The following is a 20,714-nucleotide window of genomic DNA, read 5'->3' on the forward strand; positions in this document are numbered from 1 at the left end:
ACAGTATTAAATTGGAAAAAGCCGCGTTCATCGCGGCTTTTTGTTACCTACAATTCTTAACGCTTTATTTACAACGTCAATTTATAGTATAAGTAGCAATACGGTATAATGTGAGTTGAAAAGGATTTCGTTATTCATGAGATATACCCCGACACTAAAATTGAGCACTCGATTGGTCGCATTTGTCACCGTGATAGTGATCAGCGCGATGTTCATTCTTTTTATTGGTGGCACACTTTCCTTTAAGCGTATTGGACAGGAATATTTAGACCATTATTTGGTTGGCATTGTCGACGTTGTAGATAAAGAGATGGAAGACCCTGACGCCGCGTATTCAATGCAGCGTTGGATGCCTAAGATGTTGCAGGCGAGCAATATTGTTGAGATGAAACTCTCGAACAAGACCGGCATCGTTTATCGTTTCAAAGATACCTCCCCACAAATTGATCCCAATCGTCTTTATGAGAAAAGCTTCATTTTAGAGCGTAATGAAGGCTACCGAATCGAATTTAAAGCACTTCCTCCTTATATTGGCTACAACTACTCAATGGAAGCGATGTGGTCAATTACTTTGGCTGTCGCATTGGTTCTGTTCTGTCTTGCTCGCGGTGTTCGTTGGTTGAAAGAACAACTCATGGGTTCTGAAATCTTGGAAGAGCGAGGAAGAATGATCTTGGCCGGTCAGGTTGAAGCTCATGCAAAGGGAGATGAGCGAGAGTGGCCTTATACCGCAAGCGAAGCCTTAGATGTATTGATTGAAGAGCTACAAGATGCTCGTCAAGAACGAAGTCGCTTTGATACCTTTATTCGTACCCATACTTTCCTAGATAAACTCACGGGAACGGCAAACCGAGTTTTATTCGATAATAAGCTGGAATCGGCACTGCATGAAAGTGGTGCTCGAGGCGGTGTGTTACTGATACGTATCGACGAATGGGAGCAAGTTAGTGATGCTAACGATAAGCAAACCACAGACGGCTTTATTATTGAAGTCGGTGAAGTACTGTCGAATATCGTTCAACGCTATCCCGATGTCATTTTTTCTCGCTATTACGAAGCGGACTTTGCTGTATTTATCCCTCATCAGGGCGCAAAAGATATTGCGACCTTGGCTGCTCAGTGTTTAAGGCAGTTAGATAAGCTAACTCCGCCAGAGCCTTTGGAACCTGATAACTGGTGTCATATTGGTGTGACCATGTATACCGAAGGTGAGCGTCATAGCCAGATCATGGATGAAACGGAAACAGCATTAAAGAGTGCCCAGCTGGAGCGTATAAATAACTGGAGCCGTTACCCGAAACAGAATAAGAATGAGTTGGATAGAGGCAGTGTTCGTTGGAGAACATTACTTGATAAAGCTCTGCTTCCTGAAAATTTAGTAATCTTTGCTCAGCGGTGTTATCTTATGCCGGAATCTGGTCAAGCTAATGAATTACATAGAGAAATATTTACTAGAATTCAGGACCCTGACAAGGGTTTATTGAAATCGTCTCGATTTATGCCTGCAGTAGAGCAAGTGGGTTATCAAGCTCAAATGGATCAATCTGTTTTGAAGGTTTTGTTGCGTTCGCTTAAAGAATCAACTCAATCTATCAATTATTCAGTGAATCTGAATGTTACCCCATTTGCTAATAAACAGCATTTTAAGTGGTTTAGGAGTGAGTTGTTACAACTCTCTGCTCAGCACCGCTCTCAGCTTGCTTTTGAGTTTCCGGAAGGACACTTGATTGCTCATCTTGATTATATGAGACCGGTGGCAAAGATGTTGCGAGGTTTAGGGTGTAAAGTTGTGGTTGGCCAAGCTGGGCGAACCATTGTTAGCACTCACTATATAAAGGATTTGAAGGTTAGTTATATTAAGCTTCATCGAAGCCTAATAAAGAAAATCGATCAAAGGCATGAGAACCAACTGTTTGTTCGAAGCTTAATTGGGGCGTGTGGTGATTCTCCAACTCAAGTTATTGCCGTTGGAGTCGAGACAAAACAAGAAAAGAATACTTTGATAGAGTTAGGCATTAACGGCTATCAAGGGAGATATTTCGACGAAGAACAACAAATTATCCCTTTGCCTAATCAAGCAGAAAAAGCCGCGAAAGCGGAATCTGTTGTCAAAGTTGGACGAAGAAATCGATGGCGTAAGAGTAGTAGTTAAGAATGAATTTTAAAGCGATTTTAGACAAAATAAAGCCAACGAATAATAAAGGTAGCTCGCAAGTTGTCTTGCTGGGCAATGACGCCATTTATATTTCATCGACAGAACAAGATCCTCAAGTAGCCAGCATTCCCGTGGTTAATGGGGACTGGGAGAGTGCGCTAAAAAAATCGCTTAGCAGTGAGGCGTTTACCAGTAATAGCGTCCAACTGATTGTCTGTGCTAACTACTACCAAACCTACCAAATTGATAAACCGGACATTCCAGAGAGTGAATGGTCGGTAGCACTGCCTTTTTTACTCAAAGATCTTGTTTCAGAAAGAGTCACGGAAATTACTGCGAGTGCGGTCGCGTTACCAACGTCGAACAAGCTGCAAGTATATGTCCTGCCTAAAAAGCTGTTGGACAAGCTTTTGAATATCACTAATTCGGCTCAGGTTGAATTAATAGGTGTTGCTCCTGAAGATGAAATCTGGGGTTACAGTGCAGGCGAACTGTCTAATTTCATTCTTTTACAACGTAGCGTCAATTCACACTTTAAATTGGGTGCGTTTGTCGAAAATACCGTTTGTTTTCAAAGAACCATCCGCAGTGTTGTGCCACCTTTAACGGGTGTTGCGTCAAGTGCTCTGCAGTTAGATGGCCTCGCTTTAGAGCTTCAACGCTCGATTGATTACCTTTCTTCTCAAATTAAAGGCACCCAGCTTCACCAGCTTAAAATCTGTTGTGACGAAGAAGATGAAGCAGAGTTACAAAGTGCCTTAAACAGTACATTGAGCTCGACAGTTTCACTGTTGGTTGAAGGTGAGCGTGATAATTCAGAGAGTTTGTTGCTTAAACTTGCAGCTGAAAAAGAGACGTTTAAGGTCAATCTTTACCCTGAACACCTTAAGCCTAAAAAAGAATATTTTACGCTGACCAATGTTGTTGCGAGCTGGGGAGTAGTTTGTGTTTTGATGCTTGGTGGTTACTTCGCAATGCAGTATCAAGTTTCTAATCTAGATAAAGAGCTAACAGCCCTGCAACAAGACTCGAATCAACTTAACAAGCAAGTTAACCAATTGAATAGTAAGTTAACTCAGCATAAACCGTCTCCAGAGAAAGTCGCGGCGGTTGCGCGTCTCAAACGTGAGACTGAGGCTAAAAAAGAGGCTTTGAAGGCTGTTGGACAATACGACGAATCCCAACAAGTCGGGTATTCTGGCGTCATGAATTCCTTAGCTAAATTAGGCCGAAATGACATTTCTCTTTCGCACATCTACATGACCCACGATACTTTAGATCTTCGTGGCTTGGCTCGTAACGCAAATGTCGTTCCGAACTGGATTGGTCAGTTTAAAAGTGAGCTTAATTTAGTCGGACGCACTTTTGAAAAACTAAAAATTGGCCGTAATGATCAGGATGTGGTGACGTTTGAGCTAAGTACTCGTCGGGAGAGTAAATAATGCAGCAGTGGAACCAGCTGAGCGATAAGTTTCTTGCATTAAGTCAAAGAGAAAAATGGCTACTTTTTGTGTGTGGTTTTGTTGGCCTATCGATGTTGTTGTTCACCTTATTGGTTGAGCCTGCGTATCTCGATCTACAAGCTAAAAATGCCAAGGCGAGCAGCCTGACTCAATCGAATCAAAGGCAGCAAGGTGAGTTACTTGTTCTGCAAGCTCAGTTAAACAAAGACCCAGACAAAGAAATTAATCGAGAGTACAAAAAGCTGCTGGTGGAGAGCCAAGATCTCTCTCTTCAGCTTTCTCAGATTGTTGATGGATTAATCACACCTTCTCAAATGTCGCAGTTACTGGAGAGCGTTCTTAACGCCGGTAATGGACTAAAGCTTGAATCGCTAGAGTCATTAAAACCAGAAGCGATTTCGAACAATAAAGAGACCAGCGAATATTCAGGCTACTTTCTTCACCCTGTAAGAATGGAGCTAACCGGCAGTTACTTTGATATCTCAGCTTACCTTCAAGCACTTGAGTCTCTACCTGTGAGTTACTACTGGCGCACATTTGAATACTCAGTAGAAGAATATCCTAAAGCTCGACTGGTGTTCGAGGTTTACACATTAGGTACTAGACAGGAGTTTATCGGTGGTTAGAACTCTTTTGTTGTCCTTGCTATTTAGTAGCTCTTTTGTGTGGGCTGAGCAAGATCCCACGGCGCCATTAGGCTGGCTTTCACCTCAACAGAAAACGGCGCCTGCTAAGAAAGCACCAACTCGTTATCGCTTGCCTTCTTTAGAAAGCATCGTGTGTAAGGGAGATACGCCTTGCTATGCGATTATGAATGGTCAGATTCTCGGACAAGGGGAAACGATCAGAGGGTACCGAGTTAAGAACATAGATCCAGAATACGTCACTCTGCAGAGAAGCTCTAAGCAGTGGAAATTAGAGATGTTCTCTTTAGATGTTAAGAATAATTAAGGTTAGAGTGAAGACATGCGTAAACTTGTAGTAGCAATCCTAGTGTCATCTTTAGTCGGCTGTTCGATGGGGCATAGAGATCCTGTTGAGATTAAAGAGTCTTTAAACGAATCAATTAATGAAGCCAATAGCAGAGCGCTTCATGAGCTGCCTTCGTCGGTTCAAGATGACCTTATGCCTCAGCTTAATTCTGACTCGATGTCTCCGGGGATGGAAACGGTTAAGCGTTTTCGTATTCAGGCAAAAGGCGTTGAAGCGAGAACTTTTTTTGCCAGCTTAGTGAAAGGTACGGAATATAGTGCGGCTATTCACCCAAGTGTGTCTGGAAACCTTACGCTTAATCTAACGGACGTGACGTTAGATGAGGTACTGGCTGTTGCTCAAGATATGTATGGCTACGATATTGAAAAGCGTGGCAAAGTGATTCAAGTTTATCCTGCCGGTCTTCGCACCGTAACGATCCCTGTCGATTACTTACAAGTTAAGCGTTCTGGTCGCTCACTAACGACGATCACCACCGGCACGATCTCTAACTCAGATTCGAATTCATCGAGCTCTTCAAACTCGAACTCAAACTCGTCAAATTCATCTAACTCTTCTAATTCATCAAACTCGACATCGAATGGTGGTACAGAGATTGAAACGACCTCTGAAAGTGATTTTTGGCCACAGCTTGAAGCGGCGGTTGCTCACTTAATTGGCTCGGGCGATGGGCAAAGCGTTGTCGTGACCCCGCAAGCGAGTGTGATTACAGTGCGTGCTTACCCTGACGAAATTCGTGAGGTTCGAGAGTTCTTAGGTATTTCTCAAAAACGCCTGCAGCGTCAAGTTATCCTAGAAGCCAAAATCATGGAAGTAACCTTGAGTGATGGTTACCAACAAGGTATTAGCTGGTCTAATTTATCTAAGTCGATTGGCAGCGGCGGTGTGGTAATTGATCGACCTGGTGGAACTTTGCCTCCATTAGATGCGATCAGCTCTTTGTTAGGCGGGCAAACCAACGTAACGATCTCAGATGGCAGTTTTGAAGCGGTATTGAGCTTTATGGATACTCAAGGTGACCTGAACGTTCTATCAAGCCCACGAGTCACAGCTGCAAACAACCAGAAAGCGGTTATCAAAGTGGGTACTGACGAATACTACGTGACGGATTTATCTAGCGCGGTAGGCAGTGGTGACAACGCGAACGTCGCACCTGAGGTTGAGTTAACTCCGTTCTTTTCGGGTATCTCCTTAGATGTGACCCCTCAGATAGATGATAAAGGTAGCGTATTCTTACATGTTCACCCAGCCGTTATTGAGGTCGAGGAAGAAGTGAAAGAGCTCAACCTTGGTTCTACAACGGGTGTGGTGCAGCTTCCTTTGGCGAAAAGCTCTATTCGTGAGTCTGACTCAGTGATTCGAGCTCGAGATGGCGATGTGGTTGTTATTGGTGGTTTGATGAAATCCAACACCAGTGATGTGACCTCTAAAGTTCCATTCCTCGGTGATATTCCAGCCTTAGGTCATTTGTTCCGTAATACCAATCAGTTAACGCAAAAAACTGAGCTCGTGATCTTGCTTAAGCCAACGATCGTGGGTGTGAATACTTGGCAAAATGAGTTGGAGCGTTCACGTGATCTTCTTCAGCAGTGGTTCCCTGATGAAGAGTAATTGCTTACTTTCTCAATATAGAGTGGCAGTGTCTCACTAAGCTAGGTCGTCGTATGTATCAAGCTCACTTTGGTTTTGAACAACTGCCATTTACCTTAACGCCGAATACCGATTTCTTCTATGGTTTAGCGCCTCATTTCGAAGCGATTCAGACGGTAATCTCGGCGTTGGAAATGGGCGAGGGCGTGATTAAGGTGACCGGAGAGGTAGGCACTGGAAAAACCATGGTTTGCCGGATGTTGGTCAATCACCTACATGACTGTACAGCTCTGATCTACTTACCAAACCCTGTGTTATCAGGGGCAGACTTGCGCCAGGCGGTTGCAACAGAGCTTGGTTTAGCTGTCGATAATGAAGCAACCTTGGTTGATAACATTCAGCATAAGCTCATTGAATTGCACAATTCTGGTTTAAGAGTGGTGGCTATTCTTGATGAAGCTCAGGCTCTATCGGATGAAGCGCTCGAAACATTAAGGTTGTTTGGTAACCTTGAAACGGAAGATAAAAAACTGCTGCAGATTGTCTTATTAGGTCAGCCAGAATTGGATGCTCGATTAGAGGCGTACCACCTAAGGCAGTTTCGCCAAAGAATCACATTTAGTTCGACACTGAGACCGCTGAATCTCGATGAAACGGTGGCTTATATTGATAATCGAATCGCTAAATCTGGTGGCAGTCCTGAGTTATTCAGCTTGAATCAAAAAAAGGCGATCTGTCGTTCGTCGTTAGGTATCCCTAGATTGATAAACCAACTTTGCCATAAGGCTCTATTGCTTTCGTTCAGTGAAGATAAGAAAAGTATCGACAACCAACATCTTTTTTCAGCTATGCATGAAACGTACGATGTGTGTAAGCCTAAATTTAAAACGCCAATACTGTGGGGTTGGAATTAATTATGAGCGTCATTAACAACGCCTTGTCTGAATTGGCAAAGAAAAAATCAGCGACTTCGATTGAAGCGGCATTCGTACCTAAAGTAAAAACGCGTTCCCCCCTAGTTTGGGTTGTTGCGGGTTTTACTTTGAGTTTAGCGATGGGCGGCTGGGCGATATCGCAAGGCCCTGTGATTGATCAGTCTATTGTTGAGCAGTCAATCTCAACTCGAGATTTACAGGTTCAAGTCTCTGTCGTTGATGATTCAAATGGCATTCAGGAAGTTGCTCAACCTATCTCATCGCCAACTAAGAAATTGGTGACACTAGACTCTGCGATCCTTTCAACAGAAAACACTGCGATGGCAAAAAGCGCTCAATCTAAGCCTAGTATTTCCGAATCAGTTGTTATGTCTGCCCCAAAAGCGACAAAACAACAAACACCGGCTAAACCTCTAAGCACGCCTAAAACGATTAGGACTGACATCCTCCAACCAGTTTACGTTGCTAGTGTGGCCAAAAAAGATCCTGCGTCTATCTCTAATGAGCCTATAACCTCTGGTGGTTCAGAAAATAGCGGAATGTTGATCGAGCAGGTTGAGTTAACTCCGGAACAGCTATCTGTGAATGCACAAGGTCGAGCTCAGAAAGCGCTTGATGCGAACGATCTTACTGGTGCGTTGAAAGGTTATACCGAGGCGCTGCGTTATACCCCAAGAAATGAAGATGTCCGTCAGAAACTTGCGATTCTCTATTTTGGTAAAGGCGATACTCGCAAAGCCTATGAGCTTTATCAGTCTGGTATCAAGCTCAACATCAACAGTGAAAAACTGCGTTTAGGGTTATCAAAACTGCTGGTAAAAGCGAATCAATCAGAAGCGGCTTTAAGTCCGTTAATACATTTACCACCGAACCCTACCCAAAATTATTTGGCGATGCGTGCGGCCTTGAGTCAAAAGAGTCAGCAAGAAGAAGTGGCATTGGAAAGTTACCAAAAGTTGGTTGAGGTCGATTCAGATAATGCTCGCTGGTGGTTAGGCTTAGCGATTCAGCAAGAACGTCAACTCGATTTCACAGCTGCTAAAGCGTCATACCAAGGTGCGTTAACCAGAGTCGGTATCTCATCTCAATCACAAAGCTTTGTGCGTGACCGGTTAAAAATACTCAATGCTTTAGAGGAGAGCGGCGATGCAAATTAGATTAAGAAAAAGACTTGGTGATTTGCTTGTCGAAGAAGGCATTATCACTGAGGCTCAAGTTGAACAAGCACTGGCCGCTCAGAAAAGTACCGGCCGTAAGCTGGGTGACGCTCTAATTGAGCTTGGCTTCTTGTCAGAACAACAAATGCTGAGCTTTTTGTCGCAGCAGTTAGCGATTCCTCTTATTGATTTAAGCCGAGCTGTTGTCGATGTTGAAGCGGTACAGCTTTTGCCCGAAGTACATGCTCGTCGCCTTCGTGCATTGGTTATTGGACGCCAAGGTGACACTTTGCGTGTTGCAATGAGCGACCCAGCCGATCTGTTTGCCCAAGAGTCTTTGCTTGGTCAGCTCGGCGATTACGCGCTGGAATTCGTTGTTGCTCAAGAAAGGCAATTGGTTGATGGCTTCGATCGCTATTATCGAAGAACCAAAGAGATTGCCTCGTTTGCTGAGCAACTTCACGCTGAACACCAAGTTAATGATGCCTTTGATTTCGATATCGCTGAAGAAGACAGTGATGAAGTTACCGTCGTTAAGCTGATCAACTCGCTATTTGAAGATGCTATTCAGGTTGGCGCTTCGGATATTCATATCGAGCCAGATTCAAACGTATTGCGTCTTCGTCAGCGTATTGATGGTGTGCTGCATGAAACATTGCTGAATGAGGTGAATATTGCTTCGGCACTTGTACTGCGCTTGAAGCTGATGGCAAACCTCGATATTTCAGAGAAACGTCTTCCTCAAGATGGTCGCTTTAATATCCGAGCTAAAGGTCAGTCGGTTGATATTCGTATGTCGACCATGCCAGTACAGCACGGTGAATCAGTGGTTATGCGTCTTCTTAACCAGTCAGCAGGCCTACGTAAACTAGAAGAGTCGGGCATACCGAGTGATCTGTTGGTTCGTCTGCGTCAACAATTGCGCCGTCCACATGGCATGATTTTGGTTACCGGACCAACCGGCTCAGGTAAAACAACAACCTTATACGGCGCGTTAAGTGAATTAAACGAACCGGGTAAAAAGATCATTACTGCGGAAGACCCGGTGGAATACCGCCTACCTCGTGTGAATCAAGTTCAGGTAAACCCTAAGATCAATCTCGATTTCTCTACTATCTTGAGAACCTTTCTACGTCAGGATCCCGATATTATTCTTATCGGTGAGATGCGTGACCACGAAACCGTTGAGATAGGCTTGAGAGCTGCACTGACCGGCCACTTAGTATTAAGTACGTTACATACCAATGATGCGGTAGACAGCGCGTTGCGTATGATGGATATGGGTGCTCCGGGTTACTTGGTCGCGAGCGCTGTTCGAGCAGTAGTCGCACAGCGATTAGTTCGTAAAGTGTGTACAGATTGTAAGGTTGAGGATGAGTTAGATGAACCTCGCAAGCAATGGCTGAGCGTCCGTTTCCCTAACCAAGTAGGTGTGCCGTTTATGAAAGGCCGTGGTTGCCAGAACTGTAACTTAACCGGTTACCGCGGGCGAATTGGTGTATTTGAAATGTTGGAGCTAGAGCAAAACATGATGGATGCACTGAGAGCTAATGATGCGGTAGGTTTTGCTCAAAAGGCGAGACAGTCTGAAAACTATAAACCGTTATTGGCTTCTGCGATGGAATTGGCTCTGCAAGGTGTCGTGAGTCTTGATGAGATAATGCATCTTGGCGAAGGTGATGCGTCCGGTGCCACTGACCCAATTTATCTGTAGGGGTAGAATGATATGCCAACGTATCGTTATGTAGGTCGCAGCTCTGATGGTAGTCAAGTAAGTGGGCAATTAGACGCGAATAACGAAGATCTTGCTGCTGAAAGCTTGATGAGTAAAGGGATCATTCCAACCTCTATCAAACTGGGCAAAAGTGGTGGTTCAGTCTTAGATATGGATGTATCGAGTCTGTTCTTTCCGAGTGTACCGTTAGAGGTGTTGGTTCTGTTTTGTCGACAGTTATACAGCCTAACCAAAGCGGGTGTACCACTATTAAGATCGATGAAAGGCCTCACTCAAAACTGCGAAAATAAGCAGCTGAAAGCCGCCTTGGAAGAGGTGGTTGCTGAGCTAACTAATGGTCGCGGCTTAGCGGCGTCAATGCAGATGCACCCAAAGGTATTCAGTCCGTTGTTTGTCTCGATGATTGGCGTTGGTGAAAACACAGGCCGTCTAGATCAGGCTTTACTGCAATTAGCTGGATATTACGAACAAGAAGTTGAGACTCGCAAACGAATTAAGACTGCGATGCGTTACCCAACATTCGTGATCAGTTTTATCTTGATTGCAATGTTCATTCTTAACATCAAGGTTATTCCACAGTTCTCAAGCATGTTTGCGCGCTTTGGTGTCGACTTGCCGCTGCCTACTCGTATCTTGATTGGTATGTCTGAGTTCTTTGTGAATTACTGGGGCTTAATGCTTGGAGTGATCTTTGGTCTTATCTTCGCTTTTAAAGCTTGGGTGAAGACAGACAAAGGCTTGGAAAAGTGGGATCGATTACGCTTAAAAATGCCGGTCATTGGCGGGGTAGTGAATCGAGCACTGTTGTCACGCTTCTCGCGTACTTTTGCTTTGATGCTTAAAGCGGGTGTTCCACTGAACCAGTCGCTAGCGCTTTCGGCGGAAGCTTTAGATAACCGTTTTCTAGAGTTGCGAGTTCAAGCCATGAAATCGGCCATTGAAGCCGGTAGCACGGTTTCGTCGACCGCGATTAACAGCGAAATTTTCACACCGCTCGTGATACAAATGATCTCCGTCGGTGAAGAGACGGGTCGTATTGATGAGCTATTACTTGAAGTGGCTGATTTTTATGACCGCGAAGTCGATTACGATCTGAAAACCTTAACCGCCAGAATTGAACCCATTTTGTTAACCATCGTTGCAGGCATGGTGCTGATTTTGGCGCTAGGTATCTTCTTGCCGATGTGGGGAATGTTGGATGCGATCAAAGGCTAGGGAATGCTAAATAACCTACAACGCTCACGTTTTGTTATTTGGACAGTGGTTATTCTTTTTCTTATTGTCGGTGTGCTTTCGGCATTCAAAACGGTAGAAGAAGAAGCGACTAACACGGCATTTATCGTCGCGAGCAAGCGGATTTTAGAGCAAGCCAATTTGTTCAAACAGCAGTATTTGTTATCGGGTGCTGGGCAAGAAGAAGGCTCGGAACCCCCAAAGATCTACAGCAGAACTGGGTGGGTAATGCCTATCCAAGGTACGGAGCGAGACTGTAATTATTGGCTGGATCAATTATATCCTCAAGGGAGCATTTTAGGGCTAAGCTCTCCAAGAGTTGAAGATAAAAGTGACAACAGACACTTTCACTGTAGTTATCATTATACTGATAAATATCAGGTAGATATATTACTTGAAAGAGAAAGGTTTAGTGTGAAAGCCAATATTTTGGCTTTGTGAAAATATTGACAGTTTTTTTATGGTTTTATACGAGCGCGAATGTATAATGCGCGTTAATAATTAGATGAGTAGGTAGAAAATGCTTAAGAATCAAAAGGGTTTCTCCCTTGTCGAATTAGTGATAGTGATTGTAGTCGTTGGTTTATTGGCGGTTGCAGCCCTACCTCGCTTCTTAGATGTGACAGATGAAGCTAAGAAATCAAGCATTGAAGGCGTTGCTGGTGGCTTTGCAACGGCTGTTTTGTCAGCAAGAGCACAATGGGAAGCGGAAGCAAGGCCGTCAGAGAAGATAGGTGTTGAAACATACAATACTGTAAACTATGATGGTGTTGATTTTTGGTTAACAAGATCAAAAAACAGTAACAACGTCGAGACCGACTTTCGTGATGGCTATCCGTGGACTCTGAACAATAATTCGAGCACTGCTCCACAAGATATTTCAGATGAAACATGTTCTGAGTTGATGGAAAACTTGCTGCAAAATCCACCTAAAGTAGGTGCGGTTTCAGATGTCGCTAATGACTCAAATTACAAATATTCAGCGCAAGCGAATTCAGGTGATGCAACCTGTACTTACGTTCAATTAGAAGGTAGTACAGAACATGAATTTGTTTACGAAATTAAAACTGGTCGTGTGACCGTAACTTTGCAGTAAGTCTGCGTAAAATTAAACATAGAGAGAGCTTAACTATGAAAAGACAAGGCGGTTTCACCCTAATCGAACTAGTGGTTGTAATTGTTATTCTAGGTATTCTTGCTGTAACTGCGGCACCACGCTTCCTAAACCTGCAAGGCGATGCTCGAGCTTCATCTTTGCAAGGCCTAAAAGGGGCCATGTCTGGCGCTGCAGGTATTGTATATGGTAAGGCTGCTATTGAAGGCGTTGAGTCTGTAAGTGCTGCTGCTGGTACTGATGTTGATGGGATTACTACGTATTTTGGATACCCAACTGGCACTGCTACAGGTATTGAACTAGCTGTTACTGGTCTAGAAGAAGATTGGGATTCTGCTGTGTCAGGTGCAATTGGCGCCCCTGCTCAATATTATGCTACTTTTACTGCAGACCCTGAATTGACAACTGCAGCTGCTATTATTGCAACCGGCTGTTATGTTGTATATACCGAAGCTTCAGGGACTGGTGTTGATGAAGCACCGTCAACAATGGTAGTTGATACCGATTGCTAATATAGATTTTTTCTATTGAAGGCCAGCATTTGCTGGCCTTTTTTATTCAAGTTATAAACTAGAATTAGAATTGAAACTCATATTCGAAACCTTCATTATTCTGACTCTATCTTGTAATGTAGAGCTACTAAGAGTTACTTGGGGTATTTATGAATGCAAAGTTAAACTGGGGTTTTACCTTAGTCGAATTAATTGTAGTTGTTCTTTTGCTGGCTATTGTTTCTCTAACTGCGATTAGCCGCTTTAGTGGAAGACAAAGTTATGAATTGTATGCTTTGCAAGAACAAGCAGCATCTGTCATACGACAGGTTCAATTGAATCGAATGCAGTCTAACATGGATATGTCTGTGTCAGGAGCTGAAAGCTTACGTTTAGTGGCTGAGAGCAATTGCATCGGCGCACAATCTGCTTGTTACAACATATCTGAAACAAGAAGTGATGTTATTGCTAGTGATGATTATAGTTTCTCGTCTGTTCCTACCTCTAGTTACTCTTCTCCAATCGAATTCAACCTTTTAGGTAACCCTGAAAATACTGCATCATCTGGTGTTCAAATTACTATCTCATCTAATAACAGTCCAGACAGAGCTTGGGTTTGTATCAATTCTCAAGGTTTTGTCTATCCAAGTAACCAGGTATGCCCATGAAGTACGTAAATAGTGGCTTTACGCTTATTGAGTCGATCATTGTTATTGTACTACTTGGTTTTGCAATGCTCGCATTTTCTACTTTTCTCGCACCACAATCCGCGCTTTCAGGGCAAGTGAATTATTCCAACCGAGCTTCAGCATTAGGTCAAAGTATTATGACCGATCTGTTAGCTCGAGATTACGGAACGGTGAGCTCTGGTACTCCAATTGAACTCGGCAGCACTTATACTAATTTTGATGTGGATTTGGTTGTTGCCAACGATCCCCCAACTGCTTCGATGCAGAAATTTACGTTAACAATTACCGCAAGCAATAATCCTCCTATCACCTTAGTCGCTTATAAAGGGGAATATTGATGAAGGGGAAAGGATTTACGCTCATAGAGATGATTTTAGCTATTGTCATCTCAAGTATCGTCTTGCTTGGTGTTGCGAACTTTACTGAGTTTGGAATGAGAGGCTATTTTGGTTCTGTAGAGCGCTTTCGACTCCAAACCGAAGCTAGGTTTGTATTGGAAAAGCTTTCTCGTGAAGTGAGACATGCTGTACCTAATCTGTTTCCTGCTTCTGTAAGTAGCGGTTGCGTATCATTTTATCCAATTGTTGATTCAGGTTTTTACGCTACCTCGGGGGCCGATATTAATTTCTTAGTTAGTGATACTGGAGCGACAAGTAGTTCATTACAATCTATGTCATTGGTTATCAATCCGACTAGGCCACATACAGATATCAGCAACCTCAATAATATATACCCCCTTGATAGTGTGGTTCCTCCAAGCGTATCTGCTGCATACTTTTCTATTCCAAATGGAGCTAACACTCTTGTCAGTGAATCTGTAGGTAAAAGGCACTACATTTTTGACTCAAATAACCTTGTGGAGTATTGCCTTGCGAATAGTAATTTACTAACTCGTAATGGTGTCACAATAAGCGATCGAGTTATGAGTGAGAATAGCACTCTGAGTTATCAACCTGCGGATGTTCAGAGTAACGGTGTTGTTGAGTTGATTCTCGAGTTTGCAGAAAATAATGAGTCCACAGTGTTTGAGCTAGATATACAGGTGATTAATGTCCCGTAAATCAACCCAAAAAGGTAGTGCGTTAGTCATTGTCATCTTTGTTATCGTGGTGCTTGGTTTCTTAGCGACAAGTTTGAGTCGAACGAGTTGGTCTGATAATGATTCAAACACTCGAGTTGTACTTGGCACACAAGCTTGGTTGCTCAGTCACTCTGTTAATGAATATGTTATGACTCAGTTTTATCCGGATCCTGATCCTCAGGCTTCTTCTGCTGTTGCTAGTGTTTGTAGCAGCAATGATCTCCAACCCGGAGGTGGGATTTTTACGGTAGCAAGCTCTATGGTTGATACGGCTTCGGTGAATTGCTCTCTTGAGCGAGTGCAGTGTTCCAATCGAGGAGAGCTTGATGGCTTTGTTTTCTATGTTCTAGAGTCTTCGGTAATTTGCGGTTCTGGTGTGAGCCAAGTGCAACGTATTCAAGAAGTGTGGGTGAAGGAGTCAATACGATGAAAGCATGTAGATATATTTTAGTTGCCTGTTTCTGCCTATTCCCTTTGATCGCGACAGCGTCGACTTGTAACGTAGATCCGAGCGGTGAATTTAAAATATCATTTAATATCAATTCCGCCCAGCTTGTTGAATCTGTGTTTGCAGAGCAAGAGCCCGGAAATAACCGCCCGGAATACACCATCTGGACCAATGATATTAATGAGCCTACGGTGGGAGATACGCCCTTTATTCGCGATCCTCGTTACATGCTTGGTGGGGGAGACTATAGTGTTCAACTGATTTATCAGCCGGGAGCGGGAAATGATGCCGGAACCGCAGACTACTACGTTGACGATGGGCAGGGTTTTACTTTTTTAGGCAATTACCCCGCAGACTTTAAAGGTATTCACCCGCAAAGCGTCGATATTAATAGTGGGGACAGTACTGAACTAGAATGTGACAGCTCGGATATCGAGCCACCGCCGGTTTATTCAAACGATGCTCAGTATGAATTTGGTATCGTTCAGTGCTCTGGTGGAGAATGTAAGATCCCACTGACTCAGTCTTATACCAACACGCCACTGGTGTTTGTGATGCCAACCATTGATTCAAGTGCCCCTGACGCGGATGCTCCTGCAACGTTAATGGTTACCGAGGTAAGCAAAACCGAAGCGACCATCAAGCAGATTAAGGCGCCAAAGAATGGCGGTGGTTCAGATTTAGATAGCCAACCGATAACAGAAGTCAGTTACCTTGCGATTGAGCCCGGTGTGGCCGATTTTAATGGCCATGAAGTCATAGCGGGTTATTTGAACACCGATGCAGCCAGTGCTAAATCAGGCTCAAATAGTAATGATAGAGTCCTTTATAGCGATTTTGGCGGAGCTGGCTTTTCTTCTAATCCGGTGGTATTACATCAAATTCAAACTCGAAATAACAATGATAAATGGATGACCTCTGGCAAGGTTAGGCGAACCGATGAAACGTCATACATTGATTTGTTTTTGGAGCTAAGTGCTTCTCACCGCAGTAACGATGATTATGACGATGAGAAGATCGCGTTTTTAGCGACTTTAGCCACCAATACTAACCTTGATGTTGATGGTTTTAAGGTTCAATTTGCAAGAGGGTATGATACGCCAAGTCAAAGCGGTAATGACCCAATGTTGGATGGCTGTGAGGATAAGTATGCTACCACCTCTCTAACGAATATTGACGGGATCATAGCTAATAAACAAGAGAGGGCTGGTGGACACGGAGGCTGGCTACGTCGATGTAACATTAACACGAACCAAGTTAGCTTTGTTGTAGATGAGGACTTTAGAGACCGCACGCATATTCCGGAAGAAGTGGGTTACTTTGCGTTTGAGTTACCTGAGGTGGTTCCTGTTGCCAACGTGTGTAACTTGTTTCCCGAGCCCATTCAGAGTTGGACTGGTGTGAATAGCTCATTGACGGTTACCAGCCAGCAAACAAAATTTAGCGGCTGGTCTAATAACTATATTAATCAATCTTTAAAAAAGGTCTCTGAAGGCTATGAGCTCTTTAATGATAAATGGACAACAAAAGATGACTTTTTATTATTGGGTTTTGATGATGCGAGTGAGTTTTATCATATTTATAATTTTCCAGTGTGTGATGAACATCAATGTGATGTTGGTAATAATGATAGCCAACTTGAATTAAGAAAGATTAAAGGCAGTTACGTAACCTCTATTGCAGAAAAAAATCCATCAGAAAGTTTAACCATTACGGGCAAGGCTTCGGATATTTTGCAGAGCTGCGGAGCGGACTCAGAGATATGTTCTTACCAAATTAACGGTGAAACAATAGATGTTTTCATTGAGAGTAACTTGTCTAAGCTCGTTATCAACAAGCAGGGGAATGATTATAATCTAGTTCGAGTCGTCTTAGATGAAGACAGTTATATCTCAGATGTTAAAGTTAGTGGAGGGGCGGGTGTAGAACTGGTTTTTCCTGATAATTCCACGGTGACCTTTGATAATTATGAGCATGATGCAGGAGATTTGGTATATGCCTTTGAGGGCAACTCTCAAATAAATGTGATAACACGTATGAAGTTTAACTTGTCAGTTGATATACAATCTGACTTCGCTTATCCCATTATATACGCTCCTAAAGGTGAGGTCATATTTGACGTTGGGAACTCTACTTTCAAAGGATTTATTCTCGCAGATACTGTAGATTTAAATCAGACAGCTATTCATGGTGCCGTGACAGCGAGAGTCGCCGTGCTTGATAATGGTGTAACGATAATCAAACCTGATTATTCTTGTGAACCCCCAGTACAGCAAGGATTATTGGTTGTAGAACCTCAACAATTATACAGCCTAACCTGTGAGCGAATTCCGGTTGAGTTTCGCCTAGAAGAGAATGGCGAATTGGTCGACTCTAATGAGCAGTTTGAAGCGACGGTAACCCCAACGGGAACGCGATGGTGTACGGGTGAAGCTAACAATGCGTGTGAAACTCCGGATTATACGTTTGATGGTGGCATTCGAACCTTGTATTTAGACTCTGATACGGTTGGTAGTTTCAGTGTTGGGGGAGTCTACGATTCAGAGCCCGCAACATCGACACAAGTTTTTTATGTGCCCTATAAGTTTGATACAAGCCCAAGCCAAATACATATGAATGCAGCTCAAGACTCTCAAGAGTTAGTGGTAGAGGTGACGGCTCAAGCTTGTGATCAAGGCGTTGTTAGCCCAGTAAATGGCTATACTAAAAACTTATCATTTGATGCTTCTAAAGATTACTTTCTTGAAATGCCTACCCCTGAAGATGGATCACTTGATGACTTCTCAGTTACAGATCTAAATTTTGATAATGGTGGTGCTACAACTGAAGTAAATTGGAGCAATGTTGGGCAAGTTAATGTAGTTATCAATGATCCTAGCTTTGATTGTTCTGAAATTGAAGGGTGTCCTATTTATGAACAGCCTGATTCCGCAAGTTCGGGGTTGGTTGGTAGCTTTGTTGTCAAATCTAAACCTTATGAGTTTGCTGTATGTACTGATAGCGATTCAAGTGGAACGAGTACAGAATCCAGTAGTAGTGGCTTTGTTGCAGCGGGGGAGAGCTTTGATGTGGACGTGAAACCCATGATTACCGGAGCTAATGTAAATTCCGTATGTTCAAATAATGTAGGTGTTCCTTCGAATTATTTTGTGTCTCAAGCTTCGATCAGTGTTTCCCATTATTTAGACACACCAAGTGAGGGTGTACTTGGCTATTTGATGCCCGACACGATATCTCCGAGTATTTCAATTAGTGATCAGTCAAATGGTGGGTACCAACTTGATGGGTTAACCTACTCAGAGGTAGGAAGTTTTGAATTGGTTGCAATTGAAACGGGTAACTTTTATAGCACCATTGCCCCTCCAAATGGTGATTCAGGTGTCACTGGGTCTAAAACTATCGGCCGTTTTTACCCCAAATACTTCATGCAAGGTGACCCTAAGTGGAATGTTACAAATCAAAATAATATTGCGTACCTAAGTCAACCTTATGACTCTACAGTTCACCAAGTATATCCAATGGCATCAGGTGAGAGCGATACGGATAATGCGCTCAATAACTACAGGTTCTTCAGCTCAGATCTGCAAGCTAGTTTTGGTATTTTGGATGATGCCAGTGTCGATAATGGCTTTTTATTGGATACTGGAGCAGGCACTTGGTCTGCTGATCGTAAGCATTGGTTGTTGAACGATAGTGCCGCTGTTCTTCAGCGAGTTACGGATTCAGATGACGTTAGCCGCAGAGATGCACCGTTTAATACTTCAGATGCTAACTCCACTATTACCCACTTTGGCTTGACTGTTGCAGGAGTTGATCCTGTTTCATTTACTGACTCTGATATTTTGACTGATTCTGTCGAGTTTCCGGTCCAGCCTCCAGCTCGTTATGGTCGAATGGTGCTAGATGATATTGGTGGCAATTCTGATACTACTCTAACTATTCCATTGCGCGCTGAGTTCTGGGATGGCAGCGAGTTTATTGTTAACGAGGATGATGACCGCAGTACCTTCAATGGGGCTAATACTTGTAAACAAGTTATTTGGCACAGTGAAGGGGCGGCAACCACTTTAGTTTCACTTAACGGTAGTGGAAATGTGGATGATGGAGAAGAAGAGGTCACAGCAAATCAAAATACGCCAGCAGGAACAGACGCGCCACGTGAGCAAGTTCGTCTGTGGTTAAGAATGGATGACTCTGAGCCTGATAGCGATGGCGGAAATAACATCTCATGTAGTGGCAGTGATCAAGATCAACCATGGCTACGTTACAACTGGCGCCAACTGGGTGATGAAGATCCATCCACCGTCGTCACATTTGGTATCTACCGTGGTAACGATCGTGTGATCTACCGAGGTGAAAGTGGCTTAACAGGTCAGTAATAATATAATTTTTGCCCCTTAAGTTAGGAATCTGTAAGAAATTGCGGGTTTCAGTCCATGTTTGTACTTCAATGCCTTGCCGTAACAGCAAGGCATTGGTACATTTAGTGCAATTTTTGTCTTCTAATTCTTGCAGGATGAGCGAAGAATATGTTTAAAAAACTTCGTGGCATGTTTTCAAACGACCTATCGATTGATTTAGGTACAGCCAATACCCTTATTTATGTAAAAGGCCAAGGCATTGTTCTTGATGAGCCTTCAGTTGTAGCTATTCGCCAAGATCGTGCGGGTTCTGCAAAGAGTGTCGCTGCTGTTGGCCACGCTGCTAAGCAAATGCTTGGTCGTACGCCTGGTAACATCTCAGCGATCCGTCCAATGAAAGACGGTGTAATTGCCGACTTTTACGTAACGGAAAAAATGCTTCAGCACTTCATCAAACAAGTGCATGACAACAGTGTGCTTAAACCAAGTCCTCGTGTTTTGGTTTGTGTACCTTGTGGTTCAACACAGGTTGAGCGTCGTGCTATCCGTGAATCAGCGTTAGGTGCTGGTGCTCGTGAGGTTTACCTAATCGATGAGCCTATGGCTGCTGCGATTGGTGCTGGCCTACGTGTCTCTGAGCCAACAGGTTCAATGGTTGTTGATATCGGTGGTGGTACTACTGAAGTTGCGGTTATCTCACTGAACGGTGTGGTTTACTCGTCTTCTGTTCGCATTGGTGGTGACCGTTTTGATGAAGCGATCATCAACTACGTTCGTCGTAACTACGGCAGCTTGATCGGTGAAGCGACAGCAGAGAAGATCAAACACGAAATCGGTTCAGCTTACCCTGGCGATGAAGTCGAAGAGATCGAAGTACGTGGTCGTAACCTTGCTGAAGGTGTGCCTCGTAGCTTTAGCCTAAACTCAAACGAAATCCTTGAAGCACTTCAAGAGCCTCTATCTGGCATCGTATCTGCAGTGATGGTTGCACTTGAACAGTGTCCACCAGAGCTGGCTTCTGATATCTCAGAAAACGGTATGGTACTAACGGGTGGTGGTGCACTGCTTAAAGACCTTGATCGTCTGTTAACAGAAGAAACAGGTATCCCTGTTGTTGTTGCAGAAGAGCCATTAACGTGTGTTGCTCTAGGTGGCGGTAAAGCTCTAGAGATGATCGACATGCACGGCGGCGATCTGTTCAGCGAAGAATAATATCTAGTGTTAGGCTCTTTTCTTATCTAGTTTTATGTAAAGAGCCTAGGACCTTGT

18 protein-coding genes are annotated in these 20,714 nt (G+C 43.6%); all 18 read left to right on the forward strand.

The features are described from left to right. Window positions 1–136: 136 nt before the first annotated feature. The 18 genes from csrD (at window position 137) to AB4351_RS16470 (ending at window position 20,657) form a co-directional block, all read left to right on the forward strand. Entirely contained in the window at window positions 137–2,152 is a 2,016-nt protein-coding gene (csrD, locus tag AB4351_RS16385; RefSeq protein ID WP_372126593.1) for an RNase E specificity factor CsrD, read from the forward strand. 2 nt (window positions 2,153–2,154) lie between these two features. Further along, window positions 2,155–3,597, forward strand: a complete 1,443-nt coding sequence (locus AB4351_RS16390) for an MSHA biogenesis protein MshI (RefSeq protein ID WP_372126595.1) — start codon at window positions 2,155–2,157, stop codon at window positions 3,595–3,597. Next, window positions 3,597–4,244 carry a type 4a pilus biogenesis protein PilO gene (gene pilO, locus AB4351_RS16395; RefSeq protein ID WP_017061345.1) on the forward strand — a complete coding sequence of 216 codons (648 nt, stop codon included), beginning with the start codon at window positions 3,597–3,599 and terminating at the stop codon, window positions 4,242–4,244. The genes AB4351_RS16390 and pilO overlap by 1 nt, the downstream gene beginning before the upstream one ends. Further along, a complete protein-coding gene (locus tag AB4351_RS16400) occupies window positions 4,237–4,569 on the forward strand; it encodes a hypothetical protein (RefSeq protein ID WP_017061346.1) in 333 nt (110 codons plus the stop codon). The genes pilO and AB4351_RS16400 overlap by 8 nt, the downstream gene beginning before the upstream one ends. 15 nt (window positions 4,570–4,584) lie before the next feature. Next, window positions 4,585–6,222, forward strand: coding sequence for a pilus (MSHA type) biogenesis protein MshL (mshL, locus tag AB4351_RS16405; RefSeq protein ID WP_017065932.1), 1,638 nt, complete (start codon window positions 4,585–4,587; stop codon window positions 6,220–6,222). A gap of 53 nt (window positions 6,223–6,275) precedes the next feature. Further along, window positions 6,276–7,115, forward strand: coding sequence for an ExeA family protein (locus AB4351_RS16410; RefSeq protein ID WP_017061348.1), 840 nt, complete (start codon window positions 6,276–6,278; stop codon window positions 7,113–7,115). 2 nt (window positions 7,116–7,117) lie between these two features. After that, window positions 7,118–8,293: a tetratricopeptide repeat protein gene (locus AB4351_RS16415; protein ID WP_372126596.1), complete on the forward strand. Its 1,176-nt coding sequence runs from the start codon at window positions 7,118–7,120 to the stop codon at window positions 8,291–8,293. Continuing rightward, window positions 8,283–10,007, forward strand: a complete 1,725-nt coding sequence (locus AB4351_RS16420; RefSeq protein WP_017061350.1) for a GspE/PulE family protein — start codon at window positions 8,283–8,285, stop codon at window positions 10,005–10,007. Before AB4351_RS16415 ends, AB4351_RS16420 begins: the two co-directional genes overlap by 11 nt. A 12-nt stretch (window positions 10,008–10,019) precedes the next feature. Beyond that, window positions 10,020–11,243 (forward strand): type II secretion system F family protein, encoded by a 1,224-nt coding sequence (locus AB4351_RS16425; protein WP_017061351.1) that lies wholly within the window; start codon window positions 10,020–10,022, stop codon window positions 11,241–11,243. Window positions 11,244–11,246: 3 nt separating this feature from the next. After that, window positions 11,247–11,702, forward strand: a complete 456-nt coding sequence (locus AB4351_RS16430; RefSeq protein ID WP_017068728.1) for a hypothetical protein — start codon at window positions 11,247–11,249, stop codon at window positions 11,700–11,702. Between the two features lie 79 nt (window positions 11,703–11,781). Continuing rightward, window positions 11,782–12,357, forward strand: a complete 576-nt coding sequence (locus AB4351_RS16435) for a prepilin-type N-terminal cleavage/methylation domain-containing protein (protein WP_048618134.1) — start codon at window positions 11,782–11,784, stop codon at window positions 12,355–12,357. A gap of 35 nt (window positions 12,358–12,392) precedes the next feature. Then, entirely contained in the window at window positions 12,393–12,887 is a 495-nt protein-coding gene (locus AB4351_RS16440; protein ID WP_137001737.1) for a type II secretion system protein, read from the forward strand. 149 nt (window positions 12,888–13,036) lie between these two features. Then, window positions 13,037–13,534: a prepilin-type N-terminal cleavage/methylation domain-containing protein gene (locus AB4351_RS16445; RefSeq protein ID WP_137001738.1), complete on the forward strand. Its 498-nt coding sequence runs from the start codon at window positions 13,037–13,039 to the stop codon at window positions 13,532–13,534. Further along, a complete protein-coding gene (locus AB4351_RS16450) occupies window positions 13,531–13,893 on the forward strand; it encodes a prepilin-type N-terminal cleavage/methylation domain-containing protein (protein WP_137001739.1) in 363 nt (120 codons plus the stop codon). The genes AB4351_RS16445 and AB4351_RS16450 overlap by 4 nt, the downstream gene beginning before the upstream one ends. Then, the gene (locus AB4351_RS16455; RefSeq protein ID WP_372126598.1) at window positions 13,893–14,615 is read left to right on the forward strand and encodes a PilW family protein; all 723 of its coding nucleotides are present in this window, start codon (window positions 13,893–13,895) and stop codon (window positions 14,613–14,615) included. The genes AB4351_RS16450 and AB4351_RS16455 overlap by 1 nt, the downstream gene beginning before the upstream one ends. Then, window positions 14,605–15,066 (forward strand): MSHA biogenesis protein MshP, encoded by a 462-nt coding sequence (locus AB4351_RS16460; RefSeq protein ID WP_372126599.1) that lies wholly within the window; start codon window positions 14,605–14,607, stop codon window positions 15,064–15,066. The genes AB4351_RS16455 and AB4351_RS16460 overlap by 11 nt, the downstream gene beginning before the upstream one ends. Continuing rightward, a complete protein-coding gene (locus AB4351_RS16465; protein ID WP_372126601.1) occupies window positions 15,063–19,463 on the forward strand; it encodes a DUF6701 domain-containing protein in 4,401 nt (1,466 codons plus the stop codon). Before AB4351_RS16460 ends, AB4351_RS16465 begins: the two co-directional genes overlap by 4 nt. 150 nt (window positions 19,464–19,613) lie before the next feature. Then, a complete protein-coding gene (locus AB4351_RS16470; RefSeq protein ID WP_017062957.1) occupies window positions 19,614–20,657 on the forward strand; it encodes a rod shape-determining protein in 1,044 nt (347 codons plus the stop codon). Window positions 20,658–20,714: the final 57 nt, after the last annotated feature.

The sequence above is a fragment of the Vibrio sp. 10N.261.51.F11 genome, from assembly GCF_041471665.1.
GTDB classification, from domain to species: domain Bacteria; phylum Pseudomonadota; class Gammaproteobacteria; order Enterobacterales; family Vibrionaceae; genus Vibrio; species Vibrio crassostreae_C.